This window comes from Streptomyces sp. NPDC003284 (assembly GCF_053589675.1).
The window spans coordinates 175,449-200,321 of the sequence record NZ_JBSFSI010000008.1 but is presented as its reverse complement, the minus strand read 5'-3'; the positions used below and the strand labels follow the sequence as shown (position 1 = coordinate 200,321).

The following is a 24,873-nucleotide window of genomic DNA, read 5'->3' as shown; positions in this document are numbered from 1 at the left end:
CCATAAATCCAGGGTCACACGTGAGCGGTGATACCTGTCACATGATGCCGTCCCACCTGGCACCGCGTGCCGCGCGACGGCCGGTCCCGCGAGGTCTCACCGGGCTGGGGTTGACCCGGTGAGACCCCTGGAAGAGCCCCGAGGGGGGCTCGGGCCGGCTGATCCCCACCCCAATGGGGACCAGCCGGTCCTTCCGCAGGTTCCGAGGGGACGACCGGAGAAACCGACGGCTTTCGGCCATCCGGGTCCGCTGGGTCCCGCGGAGGCGTCCGTGCGAGGGGCACCGATACTCGCACGCGCCTCCCGTCGCCGCGCAAGCCCCTGTTACTGATGAGTAGGACGGGCTTCTCCCTTGTCCGGCCTTGTCCAATTTCATCCGGCCCCGCCTTCCGCTCGGAGCGCTTCACGCCGTCGCGGGGACGGGCAGCGGGCGCTTCTCGATCGCCGCGGCCATCACCTCCGGGAACAGGTCGGGGGTGCAGGCGAAGGCCGGTGAGCCGAGCGCCGCCAGCGCCGCCGCGTGCTCCCTGTCGTAGGCGGGCGCCCCCTCGTCGGAGAGCGCGAGCAGCGTCACGAACTGCACCCCCGACGCCTGCATCGCCGCGACCCGCTTCAGCATCTCGTCGCGGATGCCTCCCTCGTACAGGTCGCTGATCAGCACCACCACCGTCTCGGCGGGCCGGGTGATCTGCGACTGGCAGTACGCCAGCGCCCGGTTGATGTCCGTGCCGCCGCCGAGCTGGGTGCCGAAGAGCACGTCGACCGGGTCGTCGAGCTGGTCGGTGAGGTCCACGACCGCCGTGTCGAACACGACGAGCCGGGTGCTGATCGACCGCATCGACGCCAGCACCGCCCCGAACACCGAGGCGTAGACCACCGAGGCCGCCATCGACCCGGACTGGTCGATGCAGAGAATGACCTCCTTCTTCACCGACTGGGACGCCCGCCCGTAGCCGATCAGCCGCTCCGGCACGATCGTGCGGTACTCGGGCAGATAGTGCTTGAGGTTGGCCGCGATGGTGCGGTTCCAGTCGATGTCGTGGTGGCGGGGCCGGCTGATGCGGGCGCTGCGGTCCAGGGCGCCGCCGAGCGTGGCCCGGGTGCGCGTGGCGAGCCGCTTCTCCAGGTCCTCCACCACCTTGCGCACCACGGCCCGCGCCGTCTCCTTCGTCGTCTCGGGCATCGCCTTGTTGAGCGACAGCAGCGTGCCGACGAGGTGCACGTCCGCCTCCACCGCCTCCAGCATCTCCGGCTCCAGCAGCAGCGCGGACAGGCCGAGCCGGTCGATGGCGTCCCGCTGCATGACCTGGACGACGGAGGAGGGGAAGTACGTCCGGATGTCCCCGAGCCAGCGCGCCACCGAGGGCGCCGAGGCGCCCAGACCCGCCGAACGGTCCCGCGCGCCCCGGCCCTGCGGCTTGTCCCCCTTGCCGTAGAGCGCGGCCAGGGCCGCGTCCATCGCCGCGTCCCGCCCGGTCAGCGCGCAGCCGGTGCCGTCCGCCGCGTCCCCGCCGAGCACCAGCCGCCACCGCCGCAACCGCTCCTGCCCGGGGTCCCCCGCGCCCTCGGCCGCATCCGTCACTGCGGCCGCCCCGGTGATGTCCGCCGCGTCCGTCACTCCGGTCGTGCCCGTCATGCTCCCCACATCCCTCATGTCCCCCGTGGTCCTGCCGTTGTCCCCCGTGGCCCTGCCGTCCCCCGTGCCCCCGCCGTCTCTGCCGTCCCCCGTGGCCCTCATGCCTCCCGCGTGCGGGCCGGTCTCCTCTGGTGCCCCGGCCGCCCCGCTCCCCTCCGCCGGTGTCATCGCGCCGCCCCCGCGTACGCGTCACCGGTCTCCGCCACGGCTCCCGGGCCGGAACCCGCCGCCCCCGCCCCGGCTCCGCTCTCGTCCAGACCGAGCAGCAGCCGCACCACCGGCAGCACCGCTCCGGCCCGCTCGGGGTCGAGGTCCGCGGCGAAGCCGGGCGTGCCCGCCGCCGGGCTCCCGGCCGGGCCGCCCCCGTCGTGGGCCGGGCCGCGCCGCACCAGTTCCCCGAGGGTTCTGCGCACCCCGGACTCGTACGCCGAGAAGGTGCGCCGCAGCAGCGGCAGCACGTCCGTGAAGGCGTCCGCCGGGACTCCGGTCAGCCAGGCGTCCACCAGCCCGAGCAGCCGCTCGTCGTGCACGAGCAGCATCCCGCCCCCGCCGCCGACGAAGCCCTCGATCCACGCGGCGGCGTCCGGCGGCGGTGTGCCCGGGGAGAGGGCGAGCCCCATGAACCGGGCGGCCCGGTCCTGGGCGATCTCCCCCTCGTCGAGCAGCAGCCGCACCGCCCGGCCCCGCACGACGCCGGGCACGGTGTCCCGGCCGGACAGGGTCCGGAGCACGCCGTGCCAGCGGGCGCGCAGATCGCCGTGGCGGGCGTCGAGGGTGTCCCCGAGCAGGCCCACCGCCGTGTGCACGGCGTCCACATGACGGCGCATCTCCTGCGCCGCGTCCGTGTCCAGGCCGACGCAGGCCGGGGGCAGTCCGACGAAGACGCGCTCGGCCAGCCCCGCGGCGACCCCGGCCAGGGCCTCGGTGTCCGTGCCGCGCACATCGCCGTAGCGCAGCGAGCGGACCAGGGCGGGCAGGGCCTGCGCGAGATGCCCGACGTCCGCGTCGAGCGCCGCGCGGTCCGCGAGCACCCGCATCACCACCGGCAGCGCGTCCGGCAGTTCGGCGAGCAGGCAGCGCTCGGCGAGGGCGGTCACCTCGGCGAGGATGTCCGTGCCCACGGCGTCCGCCTCCGCCCTGGCGGTGGCGGCGGAGAGCACGGTGGTCCCCCACACCCCGGCCTCCGCCACCCGCACCGACAGCTCCGGCTCCCAGCGCAGCCGCCAGGTCTCGCGGAAGGTGCCGGTGCTGCCCCGAGAGGCGGCGGGCTCGCCCCAGTCGACGCCCAGCAGGCGCAGCCGGTGCAGCAGCCTGCTGCGGCCGGCGTCGGTCTCCTTGCGCAGGTCGAGCTCCAGCTCGCGCTCCAGCGCCTCCGGCTTGAGCCGCAGCCTGCGCTGAAGGCGGGTCAGGTCCCGCTGCAACGGCACCGCGGGCGCCGCTTCCGGCACCTCGCCCAGGACGTCCCCGACGACGAGCCGGTCGCGCACCAGGGCCAGCGGCACGTCCGATCCCTCGCACATCACCGCCCGCACCGCGTCGGTGGTCTCGCTCAGCCCCGGCAGCGGACGGCCCCGCATCGCCGCGAGCGTCTCGGCCAGCCGTACCGCCTCGATGACATGCGCGGAGGAGACGATCCGGTCCTCCTCGCGCAGCAGCCCGGCCACCTTCGTCAGCCATCGCTCGACCGGCCGGTCCGGCACGCCGAACAGGTGCGCGTACCAGCCGGGCGCGTCGATGCCCGCGCCGTACCCGCTGAACCGGGACAGCCTGCGGTGCGTCCACGGCACCCAGGTCATGTCCGTCTTGACCTTGGGCAGCCCCTTGAGCAGCGCCCGGTCTGCGGTGACGGTGGCCCGGTGCCGCAGCGCGGGCACGTGCCAGGCCCCGCACACCACGGCCACGCCGTCCCCGAACTCCCGCTGCGCCGCCCGCACCTGGAGCCGCATGTGTGCCTCGCGCACGAGGTCACGGTCCCGGCTCCCGTACGTCTCGCGCAGCGCGCCCATGGCCTCCTCCAGCACCAGGAACGGGGCGAACGCGTCCTTGCTCCCCGGGCCCCGGTGCTCGACGACGTCCTCCCACCAGCGCTCGGGGTCGTCGTATCCGGCCGTCGCGGCGAGCACGGCGAGCGGATCGACCCGCACGTCGGCGCCAGGGGCCGGGACGGAGCCGGGACCGGTGGTGGTCCCGCTGTCCGGTTCGGCGGGGTCGGCCGGATCGCCGGGGTCGGCTGGGTTGTCGGGAGCGGCTGGGTTGTCGGGATCGGCTGGGTTGTCGGGGTCGACGGGATCGGCGGCGCCCGTGTCGGCGTCGTCCGTGGGGCCGGTCACCGCCTCTTCCTCTTCCGCCTGCCACGCCAGGGTGTGGGTGGCCGGGAGGTCGATGAAGCGGGCGGGCACCCCGTGCTCCAGCGCCCAGCGCAGGGCGACCCACTCCGGGGAGAAGTCGGCCAGCGGCCAGAACGCGGAGCGGCCGGGCTCGTCCACCGCGTGGGCGAGGAGGGCGACCGGTGGCCGCATGTCCTCGTCGGCGGCGAGCGCGATCAGCGCGTCCGCCTCCGGCGGGCCCTCGATCAGCACCACCGGGGGCCGGGCGGCGTCCAGCGCCGCCCGCACCGCCCGCGCCGAACCCGGCCCGTGGTGCCGCACCCCGAGCAGCAGCGGCCCCGCCCCGGCCCCGCGGCTCTCCCTCTCCTTCTCGCCGTCCCGGCCGTTCCCCTTCTCGCCCTTCCGGCCGTTCTCCTTCTCGCCGTTCCGCCCGTCGCTCCGCTCAGCGCCTGTCACGCCGTCCCCCCTGTGCGCGTCGTCCCCGTCCGCCCGTCCAGCTCGGCTCCTCGTCGGCACCGGCCCGCACGGCGCCGTCCCCCGCGCCGTGCCCCGTGACTCCCGTGCCAGTCACGCGCTCACCTCCCGGCAGGCCCGGTAGAAGTCCTTCCAGCCGTCGCGCTCGCGGACGACGGTCTCCAGGTACTCCTGCCAGATGACGCGGTCGGCCGCCGGGTCGCGGACCACGGCGCCGAGGATGCCCGCGGCGACGTCCCCGGCCCGCAGCACACCGTCGCCGAAGTGCGCGGCCAGCGCGAGCCCGTTGGTGACGACGGAGATCGCCTCGGCCGTGGACAGCGTGCCGCTGGGCGACTTGAGCTTCGTACGGCCGTCCGCGGTGACGCCGTCGCGCAGTTCGCGGAAGACGGTGACCACGCGGCGGATCTCGTCCACGCCGTCCGGGACGGACGGCAGGTCGAGGGAGCGGCCGATCTGGTCGACGCGGCGCGAGACGATGTCGACCTCGGCGTCGGGGGTCTCCGGCAGCGGCAGCACCACGGTGTTGAACCGCCGGCGCAGCGCGCTCGACAGGTCGTTGACCCCGCGGTCGCGGTCGTTGGCCGTGGCGATCAGGTTGAAGCCGCGGACCGCCTGCACCTCCTGGCCCAGTTCCGGTATCGGCAGGGTCTTCTCCGACAGAATCGTGATCAGGGTGTCCTGCACATCGGCGGGGATGCGGGTCAGCTCCTCGACACGGGCGGTCATGCCCTCCGCCATGGCCCGCATGACCGGGCTGGGCACCAGGGCGTCGCGGCTGGGGCCGTGCGCGAGCAGCCGCGCGTAGTTCCAGCCGTAGCGGATGGCCTCCTCCGGGGTGCCCGCCGTGCCCTGCACCAGCAGCGTGGAGTCGCCGCTGACCGCGGCGGCGAGGTGCTCGGAGACCCAGGTCTTGGCGGTGCCGGGCACACCGAGCAGGAGCAGGGCGCGGTCGGTCGCGAGCGTGGTGACGGCGACCTCGACGATCCGCCGCGGGCCGACGTACTTCGGTGTGATCACCGTGCCGTCCGGCAGGGTGCCGCCGAGGAGATAGGTCGCCACGGCCCACGGCGACAGCTTCCAGCGGGCCGGGCGCGGCCGGTCGTCCTGCGCCGCCAGCGCGGCCAGTTCGGCGGCGAAGGCGTCCTCGGCGTGCGGGCGCAGCGACTGCGCGCTCTGTTCCTCGCCCGTGTTCGCGGGCGCGGAGTGCTCGTGGCTCGGTTCGACGGACGTCGGTTCAACGGTCACAGACATGGCTGAGGCCCCCTCCAGCTCGGCCGGTTCGGATCTGCCACCAACCGTGCACCACCCCACTGACAATGCGTTCCGACCTGCGAAAACGCTCTCGCGAGGCCGATTGTCAGTGGGGGGATCTACCTTCGATGGCATGACTCAGCAGGGGGTGCGCTGGACCGCGGACCAGGTGCTGGCACTGGCACCTGACCCCGCGTCACGCAAAGCGGGAAGCAAACTCGGCACGGCGGGACCGTGGTCCGAGACGGGGAGTGCGGACGAAGGGACGGTGTGGGGGCTGTGCAAAGGCAGCGGCAGCAAGCCGTATCAGACGGTCGTGGACCTCGCCGACGCGGCGGGTCCCGCGTACAAGTGCAGTTGTCCGAGCCGTAAGTTCCCGTGCAAGCACGCGCTCGGGCTGCTGCTGGTGTGGGCGGGCGGCGAGAGCGCGCTCGCGACCGTGCCCGAGGAGCGGGCGCCCGAGTGGGCCGCGCAGTGGCTGGCGGGCCGACGCAAGCGGACCGCGGACAAGGCGGAGCAGCGGGCGGGGCAGGAGGCCCGGGGCGCCGCCGATCCGGAGGCGGCGCGGCGGCGTGCGGAGCGCCGGGCCGAGCGGATCAGCGCCGGGGCGGCGGAGCTGGAGCAGCGGCTGTCCGATCTGCTGCGCGGCGGTCTGGCCGCGGCGGAGCAGGCGGGGTACGGGCTGTGGGAGGAGACCGCGGCCCGCATGGTCGACGCGCAGGCGCCGGGGCTCGCGGCCCGGGTGCGGGAGCTGGGCGCGATCCCGTCGTCCGGACCGGGCTGGCCGGTGCGGCTGCTGGAGGAGTGCGCGCTGCTGCATCTGCTGGACCAGGGCTGGCTGCGCCACGAGCGGCTGCCCGGTGAGCTGGCGGCGACGGTCCGCTCCCGGGTGGGCCTGCCCGCTGCGGCGGACGGCCCGCCGGTGCGCGACCGCTGGCTCGTCCTCGCCCAGTACGACACGGCGGACGCGAAGCTGACCACCCGCCGCATCTGGCTGCACGGCGAAGCGTCCGGGCGTACGGCACTGCTGCTGTCCTACGGCGCGGCCGGCCGGGCACCGGAGATGTCGCTGCCGGTCGGCCTGGCGCTGGACGCGGAGGTGGCCGCGTTCCCGGGCGCCGGGCGGCAGCGCGTGGCCCTGGGCGAGCGGTTCGCCGCCCCGGCGCCCGCCCGAATACGCCCGCCCGGGGTGACGACGGCCGAGGCGGCGGCGCGCTACGGCGAGGCACTGCGGGACGACCCCTGGCTGGAGTCGGTCCCGGTGACGCTGCGGGACGTGGTGCCGGTACCGGCCGGGGACTCCTGGCAGCTGGCCGACGCCGGGACGGACCGGGCGCTGCCCCTGACCGCGGCGGCCGGCGGCCGCCCGGGGCTGTGGCGGCTGGTGGCCCTGTCGGGCGGTGCGCCGGTCACGGTGTTCGGCGAGTGCGGGCACCGCGGGTTCACCCCTTTGACGGTCTGGCCGCAGGGCGACGGAGAAGCGGTGACGCTGTGCTGATGTCCTATACACCGTCTGCGACGTTCGCCCCGGTCGGAGGGGTCCTGGTGTCCGGCATCGGAGTGACGTCGGGGCGAACCGCGGGGCGCGCCGAGCGCAGCGGGAAGTCTCACCCGAAAGGCGCACCCCGGCCCCGGCGGCCCCGGCAGCACCTCACGAGCCCGCCCTTCCTCCTCGGACGCACGCATTTCTCCCGGCTCACGCATTTCTTCCGTACCAGGGGAAACCCGGACCGGGTGACCCTCCGAGCACCCTCAGGCACCCGGCAACGGAAAGGACGCTCATGATCAGGACCTCCGCCCCGGTGGAAGCGCCCGCAGCGGGCGCCTGGGAGGAGTTGGTCACCACCGCCCTGCTCGGCACCGACCGGCGCAGGCCCCCGGCGGGCGCGCCCGGCCGGGACGCCCCGGCGGCCCTGCTGGACGCGGCGGCCGAACAGACCGTGGCCCGGCGCGCGGGCCTGCTCCCGGCGCCCGCGGCCGAGCGGATCCCGCAGGCGCCCGCCGACCCGCGTCCGGCCCTGCCGCCCGCCGCGGCCGACCGGCTCGCCATGCTGCTGGCCGACCGACCCGGCGCGGGCGGCGGCGGACGCAGGGGCACCGCACCGGACCTCATGGAACTGCTGCCCCAGTGGCTCGCGGCGGCCGACGCGCACGGGTACGCGGCGCCCGCGCAGGCGCTCCCGGCGCTGCTGGACGCGGCCCGGGGGCGTACGGATCTGCGGCCCGCCGCGCTGGCCTTCGCCGGTCCGCGCGGGCTGTGGCTGGCCCGGCTGAACCCGGAGTGGCGGTTCGCGCTGCGGGCGGCCTCCGGCAGTGGTGCCGCGCTGCCCGGCCCCGAGGACACCGGCGGGGTCCGCCGCCTGTGGGAGGAGGGCCTGTTCGCCGAGCGGGTCGCGCTCCTCGCGGCGGTACGGCGGCAGCGACCGGACGCGGCCCGCGACCTGCTCGCCGGCACCTGGGCCACCGAGCGGGCCGAGGACCGGCTGATGTTCCTGGACTCGCTGCGCACCGGACTCGGCCCCGCCGACGAGCCGTTCCTGGAACAGGCCCTCGGCGACCGCAGCCGCAACGTCCGGTCGACCGCCGCGGAGCTGCTGTCGGCGCTGCCCGGGTCGGCGCTGGCCGCGCGGATGGCGGACCGGGCCGCCGCCTGTGTCGCCGTCGACCGCACGGGCGGCACCCCGGTGATCGCCGTTGAGGCCCCTCACGAGTGCGACGCGAGCATGGAGCGCGACGGTGTCGTCCCCAGGGCTCCGTCAGGGAGGGGTGAGCGGTCGTGGTGGCTGGGCCAGCTGCTGGAGGCCGCCCCGCTCGGCACGTGGTCCGCGCGCCTGGGCGGGCGCGCGCCGCAGGAGATCGTGGCGCTGCCGGTGGCGGACGACTGGCAGGGCGAGCTGCACGCGGCCTGGTGCCGGGCCGCCGTACGGCAGCGGGACGCCGTGTGGGCGCGGGCGCTCCTCGGGGAGCCCGCGGCACCCGAGGCCGGTGGGCCGGGCGCGGTGTCCCTGGCCGAGCGCGCCAAGCTGCTCGGCACGCTGGGCGCCGCCGAACGGGCCGACTGGGTCGCCGGGTTCATCGCGGCGCACGGTCTGTCCGAGGCGTTTCAGCTGCTCGGGATGTGTGCGGTGCCGTGGGCCGGACCGCTCGGACGGGCGGTGGTCGACGCGCTCAACATCGCGCGGGACGCAGGGAGCTACCCATGGAGTTTCAGTGGTGTGATGGGACTGGCCGAGCGCTGTCTGGACCCGGTGGAGGCGGCCCGGCTCGACGGGCTGCTGGCGGTGCCGGACGAGACGGAGGACACCTCGCCCGGCGCCGGGGGGTACTGGGCGGAGGCGTTCCAGCGGCTGGTCACCACCTTGCGCCTGCGCCGGACGATGGCCGAGGAACTGGCGCCCGCCCCCGGCTGAGCACCACCCCGCCCCCGTGCGGCGCCCGCCTCGGGGCACCGGGCGCGCGGGGACGGCGCGGGGCCCGGTGGCACGGGGGCGACGGGCCGGGGCCGTGCGTTCAGATCGAGCCGGCCCGGGGTGCGGCGCCAGGGCCGGAAGGCCCAGCCCCCTCCCGGCGGGAAACCCTGTCCGGGCGGGAAATCCTGTCCGGGCGGGAGGCCCTACGCCTGGGCAGGCTGGCGGGCGTTGGCGCGGACCCAGTCGACGATCGCCTGGGTGGTCGCGCCGGGGGTGAAGATCTCCGCGACGCCCTTCTCCTTCAGCGGCGCGATGTCCGCCTCGGGGATGATGCCGCCGCCGAAGACGACGATGTCCTCGGCCTCGCGCTCGCGGAGCAGGTCGATCACGGCGGCGAACAGCGTGTTGTGCGCGCCGGAGAGGATGGACAGGCCGATCGCGTCGGCGTCCTCCTGGATCGCCGTGCCGACGATCTGCTCCGGGGTCTGGTGGAGGCCCGTGTAGATGACCTCCATACCGGCGTCGCGCAGCGCCCGCGCGATCACCTTCGCACCGCGATCGTGGCCGTCGAGCCCCGGCTTGGCCACCACCACGCGGATCGGACCGGCTGCCACACCCATCACTGCCTCCATGAAGCGACTTCCTACGCCCACCACGGGACGGACGCCCCGCACCACGTCGTCCGGGGAAGTGAACGAACGTTATCTCCAGCATCCCGCACCCGGCAGTTTCACGGCACGGAGCGAGGGGGAAATCACACGCAGGGACAACCGCTCGGCCACCTCGGGCAGGAGCGGACGCACGAGCGACGGCACGGAGCGGACCACGCCGCGCACGGGGGACCCGCGGACCGCCTCCCCGTGCACCGCGCACCGTTCCCCGCCGCCCCGCCCCGGAAGCCGCGGCCGGGCCCCCGCGCCTCCGGGACCCGGGCCGGGGGAGCCGGTCGTCACCCGGCGCCCCGGCGAGAGCACCAGGGACGGACCGGCGGGCGCGCGGGGCGCCTCGCCGCGACCGCCCATGAGAGCACCGGGGGGACAGAGCCGTCCTCCCGCGTGCCGACAGGAGGTCGGCCATGAAGGTCACCAGCGTCGCAGACCCGATCCTGCCGTTCTGCCAGCGTCTGCTCCCGGCCCGGGTCGCGGGCCTCTCACTGGACCTGCTGAAGGCCACGGCCCTCGAACTGGCGATCCTCGCCGGGCACGTCCTCCTCTATCCCTCGGGGATCGTCCAGGAGCGCCGCGCCGCCGCGGGCCCGGCGCCCGCGCCGGACGCCGCCGCCCAACTGCCCGTCGAGGCCAAGCCGCCGGTGGTCCTGCTGCACGGCTTCATCGACAACCGCTCGGTCTTCGTCCTGCTGCGCCGCAGCCTCGCCCAGCACGGCCGGCATCAGGTGGAGTCCCTCAACTACTCGCCGCTGACCTGCGACATCCGCACCGCGGCCGAACTGCTCGGGCGGCACATCGAGGAGATCTGCGAGCGCACCGGCAGCAGCCGGGTGGATGTCGTCGGCCACAGCCTCGGCGGCCTGATAGCCCGTTACTACGTGCAGCGGCTCGGCGGCGACCTGCGTGTGCGCACCCTCGTCACCCTGGGCACGCCGCACGCGGGCACCCGGGTCGCCCCGCTGGCCAACGCACATCCCATCGTCCGCCAGATGCGCCCGGGTTCGGAACTGATCGAGGAGCTGTCCCGTCCGGCGCCCGGCTGCCGTACGTACTTCGTGAGCTTCTGGAGCGACCTCGACCACCTGATGGACCCGCTGGAGTCGGCCTGCGTCGACCATCCGGACCTCAGCGCGGAGAACGTCCGGGTGAGCGGCATCGGCCATCTCGCGCTCTGTGTGCACCCCGCCGTGGCCGGGGGGATACGCGAGGCCCTGGACACCGTGCGTCCCGGCGACCCGTCGGCCGCCCGGAACGGAGAGCGGGGCGGGGACGGAGCCGGGGACGGCGGGGTCACCGTGGCCTGACCGGTGGCCTGACCCCGTGGCCTGACCCCTGGCCTGACACTCCCCCACCGGACACCGGCCGCCCGCCTGGGGACCGGCATTGGCCCATCAGGGTCGAACATCACCTCGAACACAGGGCCAAGGCTCTGTCCGCAGTCCGCCGAATCACGGCCGATTGCCCGTTTCCCGTCGGCGGGAAACCTGCCGAAGATTGTCGCGCCCGCGTACCGCCGGGTACAGTCGCCGCACTGCTCTGGCAGCCCCTGTTGTCGAGGCGAAAGAGAAGTTGGTGAACGACCGCCACCCGTCGGGGACCGCGATGCCCCCGGCTCCGGCCTCCGACGACGCCCCGGCGCCCTACGCGCCGTACGGCGGACAGGAAGCCGCCTACGGCGACTTCACCACGTACGGCGACCACGGCGCCACCGGTTTCCACACCGGCGCCCACAGCACGGCCGGTTTCCCGGCCGACCCGCTCTTCGGTGACCTCCCCGACGGCGGCACGACCGGCGCGTACGACACCACCCAGTGGTCCACCGGCAGCCACCAGACCGTGCACCACGACCTGTACGCGGCCCAGCACCACGCCGCGTACGACACCGGCGCCTACGACACGACCGCCTGGGCCACCGGCTACCAGCACCTGTCGGCCGTCCCGCAGCAGTCGGCCTCCCCCGAGGCCACCGGCCAGTGGGACACGGGCGCCTGGCTCCAGGGCGCGCCCGCCGCAGGCCCGGACAGCCGGACCCACCAGGCCGCCGACCAGACCCAGCAGTGGGACTGGGGCACCCAGACCTTCGACACCGGCGCCTACGACGCCACCCTGTGGAACACCGGTGCCCCGGCCCCCGGGGACTTCCCCGCGCAGCGGACGTACACCGAGAGCGCCCCGTACGACGAGACCAGTGCGTACGAAGCGATCGGTGCGTACGACGAGACGGGTACGTACGAGGAGACCGGTACCTACGAGGAGCACCGGCCCCACGACGGGACCCGGACGTTCGACCGGCTCGACCACCCGTACGCCGCCGCCCCGGACGGCCCGGACACCGGTACGGAGGGCGATGGTCCGGCCGACACCGGTGAACTGCCCGCCGCCGCACTGCTGGAGGATCAGGAAGAGGTCACTCCGGTTCCGCCGTCGCGTGCGGCCGCGCGCGGCCAGGGCCGTTCGCGGCGCCGCCCCCCGGCCCGGCGCTCGGCGCTGCTGACCGTGGCGGTGCCCTCGGTCTGTGTCGTGGGGGTCGCCGGTATCGCCGCGGCCTCCGTCGGCAGCTTCACCGACGACGGCAAGGACACCGCGGCCGCCTCCGCCTCCGAGGCGCACCCCGTACAGCCGGCCACCGCCAACAACAAGCTGGACACCCAGCTCCAGAGCCTGTCCGCCGGTGCCGACGACTTCGCCGACCGGGCCAGCCGCACCCAGGAGCGCATCGACCTCAAGGCGCAGCAGGAGGCCGACCGGAAGAAGGCGGCCGAGGAGGCGGAGCGCAAGGAGCGGCTGCGCCCCAAGTTCGCGCTGCCGGTGGCGCAGAAGGGGCTCAGCGCCTACTTCGGGCAGGCCGGTGTGAACTGGATGTCCGTGCACACCGGCATCGACTTCCCCGTCTGGTACGGGACGACGGTCATGGCGGCCACCGACGGCACCGTGCGCACCCAGTTCAACAGCGCCTACGGCAACATGCTGATCCTCACCGCGAAGGACGGCACGGAGACGTGGTACTGCCACCTCTCCCGCTACCAGGTCGTCACCGGCGCCACCGTCAAGGCCGGGCAGCCGATCGCCTTCTCGGGCAAGTCCGGCAACTCCACCGGTCCGCATCTGCACTTCGAGGTACGGCCCGGCGGTGGCGCGCCGATCAACCCGCTGCCGTGGCTGCGCAGCCACGGTCTGGACCCGACGTAGCGGCACGGCGCCGCGCAGCGCAGCGCCTACCGGATAACCGTGAGCCCCCGCCTGACCGGCGGGGGCTCACGGCTTCTCCGGACGGAGGAGCCCTACAGCTTCTCGACCGGCGCGTACCGCAGGAGCAGCCGCTTGGGCTTGGTGTCGCCGAAGTCGATCGTCGCCTCCGCGTTGCCGCCGGTGCCCTTGACGGCGACCACCGTGCCCAGGCCGAACTGGTCGTGCGTGACCCGGTCGCCGACGGCGAGGGCCACCACCGGCTTCTCCGCGCTCCGGCGGGTGGCGAACCCGGAGGCGCCGGACGCCGACGACCGCGAACGGGACGACGACAGCGACGCCGCGACACCGGAGGCGGGCCCGGAGGACAGGGGCGCGGAACCGCCGGTGCGCTTCCAGTCCACGTGCGCCTCCGGGATCTCCTCCAGGAAGCGGGAGGGCGGGTTGTACGACGGCTGCCCCCACGCGCTGCGCATCGCCGAGCGGGTCAGATACAGCCGCTCCCGCGCGCGCGTGATGCCGACGTAGGCGAGCCGGCGCTCCTCCTCCAGCTCCTTGACCTGGCCGAGGGCCCGCATGTGCGGGAAGACGCCGTCCTCCATGCCGGTGAGGAAGACCACCGGGAACTCCAGGCCCTTGGCGGTGTGCAGGGTCATCAGGGTGATGACGCCGTCGCCGTCCTCCTCGTCGGGGATCTGGTCGGAGTCGGCGACCAGGGCGACCTGCTCCAGGAACTCGGAGAGCGCGACCGACTCGCCCTCCTCCCGCCCCTGCTCGAACTCCAGCGCGACGGCGGCGAGTTCCTGGAGGTTCTCGATCCGGGTCTCGTCCTGCGGGTCGGTGGAGGACTGCAACTCGGCCAGATAGCCCGTGCGTTCGAGAACGGCCTCCAGGACCGTGGCCGGACCGGCGCCCGACTCGACGATGGTGCGCAGCTCCTCCATCAGCGTGTTGAACCGCTTGACGGCGTTGGTCGAGCGCGCGGCCATGCCGTACGCCTCCTCGACCCGGCGCAGCGCCTGCGGGAAGCTGATCTTCTCCCGCTGGGCGAGCGCGTCGATCATCGCCTCGGCACGCTCGCCGATGCCCCGCTTGGGCACGTTGAGGATGCGGCGCAGCGGGACGGAGTCCTCCGGGTTGGCCAGGACCCGCAGATAGGCGAGGACGTCCCGGACCTCCTTGCGCTCGTAGAAGCGGACCCCGCCGACGACCTTGTAGGGCAGGCCGACGCGGATGAAGATCTCCTCGAAGACACGGGACTGCGCGTTGGTGCGGTAGAAGACGGCGACATCGCCCGCCTTGGCCTCGCCCGCGTCCGTGAGGCGGTCTATCTCCTCGGCGACGAACTGGGCCTCGTCGTGCTCGGTGTCCGCGACATAGCCGGTGATGCGGGCACCGGCACCGGCGTTGGTCCACAGGTTCTTCGGGCGGCGCGACTCGTTGCGCTCGATGACCGCGTTGGCGGCGGTCAGGATGGTCTGCGTGGAGCGGTAGTTCTGCTCCAGCAGGATCGTCGTCGCGTCCGCGTAGTCCTCCTCGAACTGGAGGATGTTGCGGATGGTCGCGCCGCGGAAGGCGTAGATCGACTGGTCGGCGTCACCGACCACGCACAGCTCGGCGGGGCCGAGGTCGTCCGGGCCCGGCGGGACGTCCTCGGGGTGGGCGGCGGTGCCGACGAGCTCCCGTACCAGGGCGTACTGGGCGTGGTTGGTGTCCTGGTACTCGTCGACCAGGACGTGCCGGAAGCGGCGGCGGTAGTGCTCGGCGACGTCCGGGAAGGCGCGCAGCAGGTTGACCGTCGTCATGATCAGGTCGTCGAAGTCGAGGGCGTTGGCCTCGCGCAGCCGCGACTGGTAGAGGGCGTACGCCTGGGCGAGGGTCTTCTCGAAGCCGTCGGTGGCCTGGGCGGCGAAGTCCTCCTCGTCGATCAGCTCGTTCTTCAGGTTGCTGATCTTCGCGCTGAAGGACTTGGGCGGGAAGCGCTTGGGGTCGAGGTCCAGGTCGCGGCAGACCAGGGCCATCAGGCGCTTGGAGTCGGCGGCGTCGTAGATCGAGAAGGAGGAGGTGAAGCCGAGCCGCTTGGACTCCCGGCGCAGGATGCGCACGCACGCGCTGTGGAAGGTCATCACCCACATCGCGTTGGCCCGCGGGCCGACGAGCTGCTCGACGCGCTCCTTCATCTCACCGGCGGCCTTGTTGGTGAAGGTGATCGCCAGGATCTGCCCGGGGTGGACGCCCCGCGCGCCCAGCAGGTGGGCGATGCGGTGGGTGAGCACCCGGGTCTTGCCGGAACCGGCCCCGGCCACGATGAGCAGCGGGGAGCCGGAGTGGACGACGGCCTCGCGCTGGTTCTCGTTGAGCCCGTCCAGGAGGGCGGCCGGGTCGACGGCCGGACGCGGGGCGCCGTCGCGGTAGTAGGAGTCCGCGCCGCGGGAGCCATGGTCCGGGGGCACGTCGAACTTCCCGCCGAACAGATCGTCCGGAACCGGCTCCGGAGCGTGCTCGTCCTCGGGCGGCGGGGGTTCCTCCTCGTGGCCACGGGGGGCCTGGAGGTCCGCCAGGAAGCTGTCGTCAAAGAGGCTGCTCATCGCTCTCCGAGTCTAGGGCTCCCCACTGACAACCCGGGGCCGCCCCGGAAACTTCACCACGGCCGGACGGGGACGTGCGTCACAGGAGATGCGCGTCACGGGGACGCGGGTCACGGGGACGCGGGTCACGGGGACGCGGGTCACGGGGGGCGTGCGTTGTGGGGGGCGTGCGTCGCGGGGGGGGGACGTGCGTCGCGGGGTGTCCGTCGCGCGGGCGGCGCGAGCGCGGAGACGGTTTTGCGCCTGCCCCGCGCGTGCCCCGTCCGCACGGCGTACGCCGCTCTCTAGCATCAGCACCATGCCCGCCACCTCACCCCTGCGCGCCTGGCTTGCGCAGCGTCCGCCCGCCGCCGGTGCCGCCGTGATGGCCGGCGGCATCGTCTCGATCGGGCTGGGCCTGACGGGCTTCGAGGCGCTGTCCCTCGCGGTCCTCGCCGTGGCCTGCGTCGCCTGGGTGGCGCTGGCCGCGGACTTCGCCCTGCGGCTGCTGCGCGAACGGGAGCGCTGGACGGCCGAGGCGGGCACGCCGGGCGCGCTCACCGGGGTCGCCGCGACCACCGTGCTGGGCACGCGCTTCTCCAACCTGGGCTGGCAGTGGCTCGCCGAGGCGCTGCTCGCGCTCGCCGCCGTGCTGTGGCCGTGGCTGCTGCCGCGCGTCGTGCGCAACTCGCCGCGCCCCATGCCGGGGGCGGTCTTCCTGTGCTGCGTGGCCACCGAGGGACTCGCCGTGCTCGGCGCCTCGGTGGCGAAGGCCGAGTCCGCGGCCTGGCTCGCGCACACGGCGCTCGTCCTCTTCTGGCTGGGCCTGGCGCTCTATCTCTTCGCCCTGTCCCGCTTCGGCCTGCGCCAGGTGCTCACGGGGCGGGGAGACCACTGGGTCGCGGGCGGCGCGCTGGCGATCTCCACGGTGGCCGGGACGAAGCTGATCGCCGCCGGTGGCGCGGGGCACTACCTGTGGAACAAGGACGACGACGGCGTCCTGCACACCGTGACCCTCGCGCTGCTGGTGCTCGACCTCGCCTGGTACGCGGTCCTGGCCGTGGCGGAGGTGGTCCGGCCCCGGCCCGGGTACGACGTGCGCCGCTGGTCGACCGTCTTCCCCATGGGCATGACGGCGGTGGCGGCGCTGTCCGTCGCCGGCACACTGGACAAGCCGTTCAAGGGGCTCGGCGAGGTGCTGCTCTGGGTGTCGGTGGCGGCGTGGCTGGCCGTCGCGGCGGGCGCGGTCGCCGAGGCGCGCACCGAACTGGCGGACGCCGCGCGCTGAGGCGGCGGGGCGGGGACGGTCAGGTCCAGAGCACCGCGATGAAGATGTTCACCGTGGTCAGCAGGCCGACCAGCCCGAACAGGCTCTTGTCCACCTTCTCCTCGTCGCGCTTGACGTAGACCAGGCCGAGGATCACGACCAGCAGCGCCAGCTTCACGCCGATCTTGACGGTGTTGACGTGGTGGTCGTCGGCCTGGTTGAGGCCGACCAGGACGATGCCGGTGACCAGCATGGTCAGCGCACCGTGCAGCATGCCGGGCACGAACCGCGCCGTGCCCCGGCCCATCGCCTTCATCTGGGTGAGGAACCCGCCGAGCAGCGCGGCGATCCCGATGATGTGCAGGCCGACGAAGAGATGGATGAGTACGTCCATGGGGCGGAGCCTAACGACAGGTCGCGAGCCCACCGGAACCGGGCCGTCCGCTCCGTCCCGCCCCCGCACACCCCGCCGGGCCGCCATAGCACCGGGCCGCCTCCGCCCGCCCCCGAACGGACACTTCGGTCATCGCTCCGCGTGAAGGCGCCGTGACCGAGTGCCACCTGTGATCACTTCCGGTCACCGGACGATCGGGCCGCGGCAGTTCCGTACAACCTGTCACTCGTGCGACGCGGCGCGACCTAGCGTCCTTCCCCGGGTGTCCGGCAGCCCGCCTCCGTCCGGGACAGGGACGGCGGTACGGCGGCCGGGCCCCACCGCAGAAGTCCGGCGGCGGCCCGCTCCCCTGTACGGGCCGCCGCCGGACCCGCAGGGACCGCCCCCGTGGCGGCCGGACGAAAGGACGTGACGGTCCACGTGGCCTCGCACCGCAAGCCCCGACCACGCCTGCTCGGCGGCAGCACCGCACGAACCGCCGCCACCCTCGCCCTCGCGGGCGCGGCGGCGGCCACGGGCTTCGACGGCTCCGCGCAGGCCGCGCCGCAGCTGACGCCGGAGCAGGTCAGGGCCACGGTGGACCGGCTGTACCAGGAGGCGGAGACCGCCACCCAGAAGTACGACGGCGAGCGGGAGAAGGCGGAGGCGTCCGGGAAGCGGCTGCGGGCCCTGGGCGACGAGGCGGCCCGCGGACAGGCCGGGCTCAACGCGGCCCGGGAGACGCTGGGCGCCATCGCCGCCGCGCAGTACCGGGACGGCGGGATCGACCCCGCCGTGCAGTTCCTGCTCGCCGACGACCCCCGCCACTACCTGGAGGGCGCCGCCCTGGCGGAGCGGGCGGGCGCCCGGCAGAGCGCGGCCGTGGCCCAGGTGCGCAGACAGCTGCGCGGGATCGAGCAGGCGCGCGGCGCGGCCCGCACCGAGCTGGCCGCGCTCCGGTCGCGGCAGGCGGAGCTGCGGCGGCAGAAGGACACGATCGACGGCAAGCTGGCCGAGGCCAGGCGGCTGCTGGACCGGCTCACCCCGCCGCAGCGCGCGGCGGCCGTCGAGGACGGCGCCGGGGCGCGGGCCTCCCGGTCCGGGTCCGCCGCGGGTGCGCGGGACGCGCTCACCGCCCAGGGACCCGTCGCGGCGCCCACCTCCCGGGCGGCGGCGGCCGTCGCGTACGCGTACCAGAAGCTCGGCAGCCCCTATGTGTGGGGCGCCACCGGGCCGCACGCCTTCGACTGCTCCGGCCTGGTCCAGGCGGCCTACCGCGCCGCCGGGATCTCCCTGCCCCGCACCACCTACGCCCAGATCGGCGCCGGCCGCCGGGTCCCCCGCGCCGGACTGCGCCCCGGCGACCTGGTGTTCTTCTACTCCGGGATCAGCCACGTCGGCATCTATGTGGGCCAGGGGCAGATGATCCACGCGCCGAACCCCTCGGCCCCGGTCCGCCTGGCCCCGGTCGACCAGATGCCGTTCGCCGGGGCGACCCGGGTGGCGTGAGCGTCACACCAGGCGGCGCGCGGTGGCCCAGCGGGTCAGCTCGTGGCGGTTGGACAGCTGGAGCTTGCGCAGTACGGCCGAGACATGGGACTCCACCGTCTTCACCGAGATGAAGAGCTGCTTGGCGATCTCCTTGTAGGCGTACCCGCGGGCGATGAGCCGCAGCACCTCGCGCTCGCGCTGGGTGAGCCGGTCGAGGTCCTCGTCGACCGGCGGGGCGTCGGTGGAGGCGAAGGCGTCGAGGACGAACCCGGCGAGCCGCGGGGAGAACACCGCGTCGCCCTCCTGGACCCGGAAGATCGAGTCGACGAGGTCGGTCCCGGTGATCGTCTTGGTCACATAGCCGCGCGCGCCGCCCCGGATCACCCCGATCACGTCCTCCGCGGCGTCCGAGACGGACAGTGCGAGGAAGCGGACGGGCCGCTCGGTGTCGGCCGTCAGCGCGGCGCAGCGCCGCAGCACCTCCACTCCGCCGCCGCCGGGCAGATGGACGTCCAGCAGGACCACCTCGGGGCGGGACTCGGTGATGACCGCGACCGCCTGGTCGACGTCGGGGGCCTCCCCGACCACCTCGACGCCGGTCTCGTCGGTCCGCCCGATCTCGGCCCGCACCCCCGTACGGAACATGCGGTGGTCGTCGACGAGGACCACGCGCACGTGCCGCCCCGCCCCGCCGCCCGTGGTACCGGCCGCCTCCGTCGCCTCGGCCGCCGTGCCGTTCGCCTCGGTCGGGTCGCTCATCACGTGTTCTCCGCCCTCTCCATCTCCAGCTCGACCTCCGTGCCGCCGTCCGGCACCGCGCGCAGCCGGGCCGTGCCCCCGTTGCGCTCCATGCGGCCGATGATCGATTCTCTGACACCCATGCGGTCGGCGGGTATCGCGTCGAGGTCGAAGCCGGGCCCCCGGTCGCGGACGGACACGAAGACCTTGCGCCCCTCGACCTCGGCGTACACCTGCACGGCGCCGCCCTCGCCACCGTACTTGGCGGCGTTCACCATGGCTTCCCTCGCGGCCTGCATCTGGGCTCCGATCCGCTCGTCGAGCGGGCAGTCGCCGACCACGACCACCTCCAGGGGGACACCGTGCTTGTCCTCGACCTCGGCGGCATTGCGCTTCACCGCCTCGGCGAGCGTGGCCGGTTCGTCCTCCTCGTCCTTGCCGTTGCCCTCCGGCTTGTAGAGCCAGGCGCGCAGGTCGCGCTCCTGGGCGCGGGCGAGGCGGCGCACCTCGCCCGCGTTCTCCGCGTTGCGCTGGATCAGGGTCAGGGTGTGCAGCACCGAGTCGTGGACGTGGGCGGCGACCTCGGCGCGCTCCTGGGCGCGGATGCGCATCAGCCGCTCCTCGGAGAGGTCCTGGGTCATCCGCACCAGATACGGCCCGGCCAGCAGCGTTATCCCGACGAGGACGGCGAGGCCCGCCTGGAGGACCGAGCCGAGGTGGGCGGCCGAGCCCTGGAGGACGAAGATGGCGGAGACGCCCGCGGTGACCAGCAGCACACCCGCGCCCGCGCGCAGCAGGGTGAGCGTACGGCGGCGGCGGCCGACCTCCATCCAGCGGGCCCGCCGGGCGTTGTCCGCCTGGCGCCAGACGAGGGCGACGCCCGCGGCGACCAGGACGGCGGGCAGGAGATAGGCCTTGGCGCCGCCGCCGAGGTTGACGCTGCCGACGAAGACCGACGCCACGACGACCATGAGCAGCAGGGCGACGATCTGGCCCTTGTCCGGTCTGCGGGTGACGATCCTGCGGCGGCCGTCCGGCGAGGTCTCCGTGGTGACGAAGGTCGGCGGCCGCTGCCCGCCGACACCGCCGACGCCGAGCGGCACGAAGAACCAGAAGGCCGCGTAGAGCAGCGCGCCGAGGCCGTCGGCCATGAACAGCCCGGCGAAGACGAGCCGCACCCACACCACGGGCAGCCCGAGGTGCCCGGCGAGGCCCCGCGCCACTCCGCCCAGCCAGCGTCCGTCGCTGCTGCGGTAGAGCTTGCGCGGGGGCCGCGGGTCGTCGACGGGCAGTGCTGCGGCTTCCGGCATGCCAACGATGGTCACATGCGGGCCGGGCGGGAGCATCAGGGTCGGCCCCCGAGACTCCCCTGATCTTCGCGGCAGCGTCCCCCGGGGCCCGTCGAACGCATCCCCCGGCGGGGCTCGGGGGCGAATCAGGGTTCTGCCAGGGTCGTCCCGACTGCCGCGGCGGCGGCTCGCCCGTCACCATGGACGCATGACGAATCACCAGCACGCCGAATCGGGTCCGGAACCCGGCTCCGGCCCGCACCCGGCCCCGGGTGCCGGGCCCGGGGCCGCCGCGCCCGGCCCGGCTGCGGGTGCGGGCGGGCAGCCGGGCCCGGACGAGCGGCCCGGCCGGACCGGAGAGGCGAACGTGCAGGGGCCAGGGAGACCAGGGAGAGAGGAGCGAGAGGGGCGAGAGGGGCGAGAGGGGGCAGCGGGGACGGCGGGGCAGCCGCGGACGGCAGGAGCGGAGGGGACGGACGGAAGCCTTCCGGGCCCGTTCGGATTCCGGCGGGACCGGAGCCACAAGCTGATCGCCGGGGTCTGCGCGGGACTGGGGCGCCGGTGCGACATGGACCCGGTGATCTTCCGGATCACCCTGGCCGTGCTCTCCGCGACCGGCGGTATCGGCCTCATCTTCTACGGCTTCGCCTGGCTCTTCGTCCCCCTCGACGACGAGGAGGAGAACGAGGTGCGCAAGCTCCTCACCGGCCGGGTGAACGGCCATGCGCTGGCCGCCGTGCTGTTCGCGCTGGTCGGCTGCGGGGTGTTCCTGTCCATGCTGCGCAACGGCAGCGTGCTCACCTTCGCCGTCGTCCTCTCCCTCCTCCTGGCCGGGGCCGGGTACTGGTCGCAGCACCGGGGCTCGGCCGACCCGGACCCGCTGGCGGCCCAGGCCGCCGCCGACGCACCGCCGGAGGCCAAGGCCCCCCCGGCCCCTTCGTCGTACCCGTCCTGGTGGCGGGAGCCGATCGTCAAGGACGGCACCCATGTCGGCGGCACCGGGTATCTGTGGGGACCGCAGGACCCACGGGACCGGGACGTCGCGGCGGCCGTCAACATCAGCCGGGGCCGCCCCGGGCGCGAGAAGCGGACCCCGGCCCCGGACACACCTCGCGCGCAGGGCCCGCGCCCGATCGGCGGCTGGATCTTCCTGCTCGCCGTCGCGGCCGGTGCCCTCGGCACGCGCCTGACCTGGTACGACCACTCGCTTCCCGGCAGCCTCCAGACCGGTCTGGCCTGCGCGCTGGGCGTCTTCGGCCTGGGCATCGCGGTCAGCGCGTTCCTCGGCCGGACCGGGGTGGGCTCGATCCTGCTGGCCGTCATCACCGCGGGCCTCCTCGCCACCGCCACGACGCTCCCGGAGAACGTCAGCGCCCACTGGTCGCACGCGACCTGGCAGCCCGCCGCCGTGACCGAGGTCCGGCCGAGGTACGACCTGGGCACCGGCGACGGCACGCTCGACCTGTCCCGAATACGGCTGGGCAAGGGCCAGAAGGTGACCGCGCGGGCCGAGGTGGGGGTGGGCCGGCTGCGGGTGATCGTCCCCCAGGACGTGACCCTGCGGGCGAAGATCGACGTGGGCGTCGGCGACATCCAGTTGCCGGGCGACGGCTCACGGGACGTGGACGTGGCCCCGGGCCGGTCCCGGCAGATCACGCTGGATCCGGCGGAGGGCGCGACGAGCACCGGGACGGTCGACCTCGATCTGCACGTCGGCATCGGACAGGCGGAGGTGAGCCGTGCTGCTTCATGAGTTCCGGCCCGGGAGGCTGGTGGCCGGTGTCAGCGTCCTCGGCGCCGCCGTCGTCTGCGCCGGGGACGCGGGCGGCCTGTGGCGGGCGCCGTGGTTCGTGGCGATCCCGGCCGTGGTGGGCGGCCTGTGCCTGGGGGGCGTGGTGGGGATGATCGACGGGACCGTACGACGGCGGCGCAGATCGCGCGGGGCGGAGCGGCCCCGGACGGATCCGGCCTGATCCGACGAAAGACCCCGGCGGGACGAACGACCTGGCGTACGCACGACTTGGCGTACGCACGAAAGACCCCGGCGGGACGAACGAAAGGAAAGAGCTAGCGGTAGCTGCCCAGGCCCGGACTCCGGCGCCGTCGTCCCGGCAGGACGGCGTCCAGGGAGAGCACGGGGGTGCCGGCGAGGACGAGCGGGAGCCAGGCCATGAGATAGGCGAGGTCATTGCCGTAGTAGTAGGGGCTGGTGGCCCAGCTGACGGTGAGCCACAGGCTGAGGGAGATGAGGGCGCCGCCGAGCGCGGCCAGGCGGCCCAGCAGACCGAACAGGACGCCGAGGCCCACGGCGAGTTCACCGAAGGCGATGGCGTAGCCGAAGCCGGCCGGGCTCTTCAGGGCCAGGTCGACCAGGGCCGGGACGGCGGAGGAGTCGCGGACCGCGTGCAGGGTGTCGCCGAGCGAGCCGGGCCCGGCGGCCTTCATGAAGGCGCTGTCGGTGAGCTTGTCCAGACCGGCGTAGACGAAAGTGACGCCGAGGAAGATCCGCAGGGGAAGGAGGGCGTAGCGCGAGGCGGTCTCCCGCCAGGTGCCGCGACGGTCGAGATACGCGGTCCGCGTGTCCGTACGTAGGCCGTGAGTCATCGTTGTCAGCCGCCTCTCACCTCACCGCACTGCCGTTCACCCCTCGACAGACCATACGTGTGCGAGAAAGGAGGTGCTCCACCAGGCCGGGCTGTTCTTCCGGCGTCCGTATGGATTCGCCCCCCAGTTGGCCCTGACGCCTCACCCCATCGGTGCCCCGGTCCGCGCCTCCCGGGCCCGGGGCCTTCAGTCGGTGACGTCGATCGCGTACCGGTTGGTCTCGACGCCCGCCGCGGTGACGAGCTGTACCTCGACCCGGCCCGGTTCCACGTCGGCCGGGACCGGAACGGTCAGCACCGCGTCCGTGGGGCTGCTGAAGCCTCCCGTGACGGGGACCAGGGGCACATGGACGTTGACCGCGCCGATGCGGACCACCATCCGCGACAGCCGGTCCGCTCCCTGTGCGCCCGGCGGGACGAAACCGGCACCGCGGATCTCGATGTCGTCGCCGGTGCGGATCGGCGCGTCCAGGTCGCCCGCCTCCCGGGCCCGGACCACCGAGAGGATGACCGGGCGCCCGCCCTCCGCGTACTTGCCCGCCAGGTAGGTCGCGGCGGAGACCAGCGTCACCACCGCGAGTCCCCACGGCAGGTCGGGGAGCTGGTCCGGCCGCCGGGCCAGCCGTACCGCGGCGAAGGCCAGGGCGACGGCGCTGATCACGACGTACTGGATGTCGGCGAAGGTGCCGCGGCCCGCGTCGTCGGTCAGCAGGTCGGCCGCCCGCGGCCGGTCCGCCCGCACCTTCTGGAGCCGCTGGCCGAGGACCCGCAGCCCGACCACCCGCCGCACCAGCACGGCGATCCCGCACACCACGGCGAGCACGGTGACCACACCGGCGCCCCGGGCCAGTTCGAGGCCGGAGATCAGGGCGTCGCGTTCGGCGTGGTCCGAGGCCGCCGCGAGGCGGCCCGCCAGCACCAGCACCGCGTACGCCACGAACAGCACCCAGACCGCGGCGACCGTACGAGAGGTGGAGAGCCTGTTGTCCTCACCGATGACCGGGGCCAGCGCGCCGCCGCGCGCCCGGTGGAACCACGAGGCGGCCGTCAGCAGCACGGCGACCGCCACCGCCGCGAGCAGGCCCGCCGTGCGGGCGGTGCTCCAGCCCGCGCCGACCGCGGTGAGCGCCTGCACCAGGAGCAGCAGGACGACCGCGGCCCAGACCGTGTACGCGGTCCAGCGCCAGAGCCGGCCGAGCCAGGCGCCGCCCTCGGCGCGGCGGCGGGCGGCGACGAGTTCCGCGGACTGCGTCAGTTCCTCGGAGACCCACTGCCGGGACGCCGACACCGAGTGGGCCACGGCCGCGGGCAGGCCCTGCCCGGCGGCGAACTCGTCGCGCTGGAGCAGGAAGGCGGCCACCGCCTGCCGGTGTCCCGCGCGTGCCCCGTGCGGGCAGTCCCCGCACGTGCAGCCGCCCGCGTGGGGCTGCGTGCCCGCCCCCGTGCCGTCTCTCGCTTCCTGCACCGCCACGCCGGACGCCCGCCTTCCCCGGAACCCGCAGCCGCGCTGCGGACAACACCCCTACGCCGACTGCGAATTGTGCCCTACAGCACGCGGTCCGTGTCCGCCCGGTCCGGTCCGGAAGAGTG

The 24,873-nt window shown here is 74.4% G+C and carries 18 protein-coding genes; 8 read left to right on the top strand and 10 right to left on the bottom strand.

What is annotated here, in order from left to right:
• Positions 1-403 precede the first annotated feature (403 nt).
• From ACWDYF_RS19260 to ACWDYF_RS19250, 3 genes are all read right to left on the bottom strand, one after another.
• Positions 404-1,636 (bottom strand): vWA domain-containing protein, encoded by a 1,233-nt coding sequence (locus tag ACWDYF_RS19260; RefSeq protein ID WP_389469147.1) that lies wholly within the window; start codon positions 1,634-1,636, stop codon positions 404-406.
• Between the two features lie 164 nt (positions 1,637-1,800).
• Entirely contained in the window at positions 1,801-4,296 is a 2,496-nt protein-coding gene (locus ACWDYF_RS19255) for a DUF5682 family protein (protein WP_389469166.1), read from the bottom strand.
• Between the two features lie 234 nt (positions 4,297-4,530).
• Positions 4,531-5,691 (bottom strand): ATP-binding protein, encoded by a 1,161-nt coding sequence (locus ACWDYF_RS19250; protein ID WP_018564902.1) that lies wholly within the window; start codon positions 5,689-5,691, stop codon positions 4,531-4,533.
• Between the two features lie 133 nt (positions 5,692-5,824).
• On the opposite strand from ACWDYF_RS19250, the gene ACWDYF_RS19245 reads away from it, so the two are divergent.
• Both ACWDYF_RS19245 and ACWDYF_RS19240 read left to right on the top strand, forming a co-directional pair.
• Complete coding sequence (locus ACWDYF_RS19245; protein ID WP_389469143.1) at positions 5,825-7,189, top strand: SWIM zinc finger family protein; 1,365 nt, start codon at positions 5,825-5,827, stop codon at positions 7,187-7,189.
• Positions 7,190-7,472: 283 nt separating this feature from the next.
• Complete coding sequence (locus ACWDYF_RS19240; RefSeq protein ID WP_389469140.1) at positions 7,473-9,101, top strand: DUF5691 domain-containing protein; 1,629 nt, start codon at positions 7,473-7,475, stop codon at positions 9,099-9,101.
• 203 nt (positions 9,102-9,304) lie between these two features.
• Here the strand turns inward: ACWDYF_RS19240 and ACWDYF_RS19235 are convergent, their stop codons facing one another.
• On the bottom strand, positions 9,305-9,721 hold the full coding sequence (locus tag ACWDYF_RS19235) for a cobalamin B12-binding domain-containing protein (RefSeq protein ID WP_018564899.1): 417 nt from the start codon (positions 9,719-9,721) through the stop codon (positions 9,305-9,307).
• A gap of 455 nt (positions 9,722-10,176) precedes the next feature.
• Here ACWDYF_RS19235 and ACWDYF_RS19230 point away from each other — a divergent pair, with 455 nt between their 5' ends.
• Both ACWDYF_RS19230 and ACWDYF_RS19225 read left to right on the top strand, forming a co-directional pair.
• The gene (locus ACWDYF_RS19230) at positions 10,177-11,073 is read left to right on the top strand and encodes an esterase/lipase family protein (protein ID WP_389469137.1); all 897 of its coding nucleotides are present in this window, start codon (positions 10,177-10,179) and stop codon (positions 11,071-11,073) included.
• Between the two features lie 268 nt (positions 11,074-11,341).
• Positions 11,342-12,958 carry a M23 family metallopeptidase gene (locus ACWDYF_RS19225; RefSeq protein WP_389469134.1) on the top strand — a complete coding sequence of 539 codons (1,617 nt, stop codon included), beginning with the start codon at positions 11,342-11,344 and terminating at the stop codon, positions 12,956-12,958.
• 92 nt (positions 12,959-13,050) lie between these two features.
• On the opposite strand, the gene pcrA is transcribed toward ACWDYF_RS19225, so the two are convergent.
• Positions 13,051-15,543 (bottom strand): DNA helicase PcrA, encoded by a 2,493-nt coding sequence (pcrA, locus tag ACWDYF_RS19220; RefSeq protein ID WP_389469131.1) that lies wholly within the window; start codon positions 15,541-15,543, stop codon positions 13,051-13,053.
• 298 nt (positions 15,544-15,841) lie between these two features.
• Between pcrA and ACWDYF_RS19215 the strand changes: the two genes are divergently transcribed.
• Positions 15,842-16,810 (top strand): tellurite resistance/C4-dicarboxylate transporter family protein, encoded by a 969-nt coding sequence (locus ACWDYF_RS19215; protein WP_389469128.1) that lies wholly within the window; start codon positions 15,842-15,844, stop codon positions 16,808-16,810.
• Between the two features lie 19 nt (positions 16,811-16,829).
• On the opposite strand, the gene ACWDYF_RS19210 is transcribed toward ACWDYF_RS19215, so the two are convergent.
• Positions 16,830-17,183, bottom strand: coding sequence for a hypothetical protein (locus ACWDYF_RS19210; protein ID WP_389469125.1), 354 nt, complete (start codon positions 17,181-17,183; stop codon positions 16,830-16,832).
• A 387-nt stretch (positions 17,184-17,570) separates the two neighbouring features.
• Here ACWDYF_RS19210 and ACWDYF_RS19205 point away from each other — a divergent pair, with 387 nt between their 5' ends.
• Positions 17,571-18,671 carry a C40 family peptidase gene (locus ACWDYF_RS19205; RefSeq protein WP_389469122.1) on the top strand — a complete coding sequence of 367 codons (1,101 nt, stop codon included), beginning with the start codon at positions 17,571-17,573 and terminating at the stop codon, positions 18,669-18,671.
• A gap of 3 nt (positions 18,672-18,674) precedes the next feature.
• Here the strand turns inward: ACWDYF_RS19205 and ACWDYF_RS19200 are convergent, their stop codons facing one another.
• Together ACWDYF_RS19200 and ACWDYF_RS19195 are read right to left on the bottom strand one after the other, a co-directional pair.
• Positions 18,675-19,412, bottom strand: coding sequence for a LuxR C-terminal-related transcriptional regulator (locus ACWDYF_RS19200; RefSeq protein ID WP_064534740.1), 738 nt, complete (start codon positions 19,410-19,412; stop codon positions 18,675-18,677).
• Entirely contained in the window at positions 19,412-20,701 is a 1,290-nt protein-coding gene (locus tag ACWDYF_RS19195) for an ATP-binding protein (protein ID WP_018564891.1), read from the bottom strand. Before ACWDYF_RS19195 ends, ACWDYF_RS19200 begins: the two co-directional genes overlap by 1 nt.
• Positions 20,702-20,888: 187 nt before the next feature.
• Between ACWDYF_RS19195 and ACWDYF_RS19190 the strand changes: the two genes are divergently transcribed.
• Together ACWDYF_RS19190 and ACWDYF_RS19185 are read left to right on the top strand one after the other, a co-directional pair.
• On the top strand, positions 20,889-22,433 hold the full coding sequence (locus ACWDYF_RS19190; protein WP_389469119.1) for a PspC domain-containing protein: 1,545 nt from the start codon (positions 20,889-20,891) through the stop codon (positions 22,431-22,433).
• The gene (locus ACWDYF_RS19185; protein ID WP_381736678.1) at positions 22,420-22,653 is read left to right on the top strand and encodes a hypothetical protein; all 234 of its coding nucleotides are present in this window, start codon (positions 22,420-22,422) and stop codon (positions 22,651-22,653) included. Before ACWDYF_RS19190 ends, ACWDYF_RS19185 begins: the two co-directional genes overlap by 14 nt.
• Positions 22,654-22,747: 94 nt before the next feature.
• On the opposite strand, the gene ACWDYF_RS19180 is transcribed toward ACWDYF_RS19185, so the two are convergent.
• Together ACWDYF_RS19180 and ACWDYF_RS19175 are read right to left on the bottom strand one after the other, a co-directional pair.
• Positions 22,748-23,284, bottom strand: coding sequence for a DoxX family protein (locus ACWDYF_RS19180; RefSeq protein WP_389469114.1), 537 nt, complete (start codon positions 23,282-23,284; stop codon positions 22,748-22,750).
• Between the two features lie 186 nt (positions 23,285-23,470).
• A complete protein-coding gene (locus ACWDYF_RS19175; RefSeq protein ID WP_389469111.1) occupies positions 23,471-24,754 on the bottom strand; it encodes a hypothetical protein in 1,284 nt (427 codons plus the stop codon).
• Positions 24,755-24,873 lie beyond the last annotated feature (119 nt).

Bases quoted from the DNA above. Each gene is read 5' to 3' on its own strand.
- ACWDYF_RS19245 (WP_389469143.1), top strand. From the start codon at position 5,825: ATGACTCAGCAGGGGGTGCGCTGGACCGCGGACCAGGTGCTGGCACTG.
- ACWDYF_RS19235 (WP_018564899.1), bottom strand. From the start codon at position 9,721: ATGGGTGTGGCAGCCGGTCCGATCCGCGTGGTGGTGGCCAAGCCGGGG.
- pcrA (WP_389469131.1), bottom strand. From the start codon at position 15,543: ATGAGCAGCCTCTTTGACGACAGCTTCCTGGCGGACCTCCAGGCCCCC.
- ACWDYF_RS19230 (WP_389469137.1), top strand. From the start codon at position 10,177: ATGAAGGTCACCAGCGTCGCAGACCCGATCCTGCCGTTCTGCCAGCGT.
- ACWDYF_RS19250 (WP_018564902.1), bottom strand. From the start codon at position 5,691: ATGTCTGTGACCGTTGAACCGACGTCCGTCGAACCGAGCCACGAGCAC.
- ACWDYF_RS19190 (WP_389469119.1), top strand. From the start codon at position 20,889: ATGACGAATCACCAGCACGCCGAATCGGGTCCGGAACCCGGCTCCGGC.
- ACWDYF_RS19260 (WP_389469147.1), bottom strand. From the start codon at position 1,636: ATGACGGGCACGACCGGAGTGACGGACGCGGCGGACATCACCGGGGCG.
- ACWDYF_RS19195 (WP_018564891.1), bottom strand. From the start codon at position 20,701: ATGCCGGAAGCCGCAGCACTGCCCGTCGACGACCCGCGGCCCCCGCGC.
- ACWDYF_RS19215 (WP_389469128.1), top strand. From the start codon at position 15,842: ATGCCCGCCACCTCACCCCTGCGCGCCTGGCTTGCGCAGCGTCCGCCC.
- ACWDYF_RS19210 (WP_389469125.1), bottom strand. From the start codon at position 17,183: ATGGACGTACTCATCCATCTCTTCGTCGGCCTGCACATCATCGGGATC.
- ACWDYF_RS19180 (WP_389469114.1), bottom strand. From the start codon at position 23,284: ATGACTCACGGCCTACGTACGGACACGCGGACCGCGTATCTCGACCGT.
- ACWDYF_RS19200 (WP_064534740.1), bottom strand. From the start codon at position 19,412: ATGAGCGACCCGACCGAGGCGAACGGCACGGCGGCCGAGGCGACGGAG.
- ACWDYF_RS19240 (WP_389469140.1), top strand. From the start codon at position 7,473: ATGATCAGGACCTCCGCCCCGGTGGAAGCGCCCGCAGCGGGCGCCTGG.